The sequence below is a fragment of the Bradyrhizobium glycinis genome (assembly GCF_016031655.1).
Lineage (GTDB): Bacteria > Pseudomonadota > Alphaproteobacteria > Rhizobiales > Xanthobacteraceae > Bradyrhizobium > Bradyrhizobium glycinis.
The window spans coordinates 1-2,084 of the sequence record NZ_JACCHQ010000061.1; the positions used below are offsets into that span (position 1 = coordinate 1).

Genomic DNA, 2,084 nt, shown 5'->3' on the forward strand with positions numbered 1-2,084 from the left:
CGTCACCTTCGGCGACGGCACCAACGGCACGGTCAAGACGCTCGATCAGCTCAACACCAAGCTGCAGGCCAACAACCTGACGGCGACGATCGACGCCAACGGCCTGCTGACGATCTCCACCACCAACGACTACGCGTCCTCGACCATCGGTTCGAGCGCCGCAGGTGGTGCGATCGGCGGCACGCTGACGACCGCTCTGACGTTCTCGACGGCTTCCAGCCCCGTCCAGGACACCGTTGCCCAGACCTCGCGCGCCAACCTGGTCAACCAGTACAACAACATCCTGAACCAGATCGACTCGACCGCTCAGGACTCCTCGTTCAACGGTGTCAACCTCTTGAACGGCGACCAGCTCAAGCTGGTGTTCGACGAGACTGCAAAGTCGAGCTTGAGCATCACCGGCGTGACCTACAACTCCAAGGGTCTGGGCCTTGCTGCGCTGACCAGCGGTGTCGACTTCATCGACAACGCTGCCACCAACAAGGTGCTGACCAACCTGAACGCCGCGTCGAGCACGCTGCGCTCGGAAGCTTCGGCTCTGGGCTCGAACCTGACGATCGTGCAGGTTCGTCAGGACTTCAACAAGAACCTGATCAACGTACTGCAAACCGGCTCGTCCAACCTGACGCTCGCCGACACCAACGTCGAGGCCGCCAACAGCCAGGCGTTGTCGACCCGTCAGTCGATCGCGGTCTCCGCGCTGTCGCTGGCCAACCAGTCGCAGCAGAGCGTGCTGCAGCTGCTCCGCTAAGGCGCGGACGACATCGCAAGGCGATTACGGCGGCGGGGCTTCGGCCCCGCCGCTTTCTTTTTGCGCACGGCTCGGAGAACTCGAGAGGGCAGGCGGTGCTCCGAAAAGTAACCAGCGGTTATGGTTAATGGAGCGTAAGCGTCAGGAATTGCCAATGATTTCAGATGGATTGCGAGCCGTGCCCGCACGGTCCACTCGCTTATGGTGAACCGGCGCTTATGCGGGCTTCATGCATTTCACCCTTTGTTAGCCATGTCACGGCACGCTGGCGCCGTCACTCGATCCAGAAGCGATCGAACGAAGACGCGTAAGCCAGAAGGGTAAGAGTCATGTCCGGTATCGTCCTCTCCGCATCGGTTCGTCAGAACCTGCTGTCTCTCCAGTCCACCGCCGATCTTCTCGCCACCACCCAGAGCCGTCTGTCGACCGGCAAGAGCGTCAACTCGGCCCTGGACAATCCCACCAACTTCTTCACGGCCCAGTCGCTCGACAACCGCGCCAGCGACATCAACAACCTGCTCGACAGCATCGCCAACGGCGTGCAGGTGCTGCAGGCTGCCAACACCGGCCTGACGTCGCTGCAGAAGCTGATCGACTCTGCGAAGTCGATCGCCAACCAGGCGCTGCAGACCACGGTCGGCTACTCCACCAAGTCCAACGTCTCCACCACCATCGCCGGTGCGACGGCGGCCGACCTGCGCGGCACGACGAGCTTCGCCAGCGCCACCGCGAGCAGCAACGTGCTCTATAGCGGCGCGGCCGGCGGCATCACCGCGGCGACCGGCACCAGCACGCTCGGCGCCAGCATCGGCGTCTTCGCAGGCACTGGCGCAACGACCGGCGCCGGCGGTACCACGACCCTGGAAGGTACCATCACCCTGATCGCCACCAACGGCACGAGCGCCAGCGGCCTGGCCGGCAACGCCCAGCCCGCCGACGGCGACACCCTGACCGTGAACGGCAAGACCATCACCTTCCGTGCCGGCGTCGCGCCGGCGGCGACCGGTGTTCCCGCCGGTTCGGGCGTCAGCGGCCATCTCGTCACCGACGGCAGCGGCAACACCACCGTCTATCTCGGTAGCACCGGCACGCCGGCAACGCTTGCAACCGTCGACGATCTGTTCACCGCGATCGATCTCGCCAGCGGCGTCAAGACAGTTGCCATCAGCTCCGGTGCTGCGACGATCGCCACGAGCGTCGGCCAGACCGCCTCGACCGTTGTGGGCGGCGCCGTCACGCTGAGGAGCTCGACAGGTGCGGATCTGACCGTCACCGGCAAGGCCGACCTGCTCAAGGCCCTCACCCTGACGAACTCTGTGGGCGGCGGCAACGC

Annotated in this window: 2 protein-coding genes; both read left to right on the forward strand. The window is 64.5% G+C overall.

Translation table 11 applies throughout. The features are described 5' to 3' along the window. On the forward strand, window positions 1-751 hold a 751-nt coding region (locus tag HZZ16_RS36815; protein WP_283815919.1), incomplete at its 5' end, for a flagellin. Between the two features lie 329 nt (window positions 752-1,080). Continuing rightward, window positions 1,081-2,084, forward strand: a 1,004-nt coding sequence (locus HZZ16_RS36820) for a DUF1522 domain-containing protein (RefSeq protein ID WP_197955748.1), incomplete at its 3' end; no start/stop codon positions are given.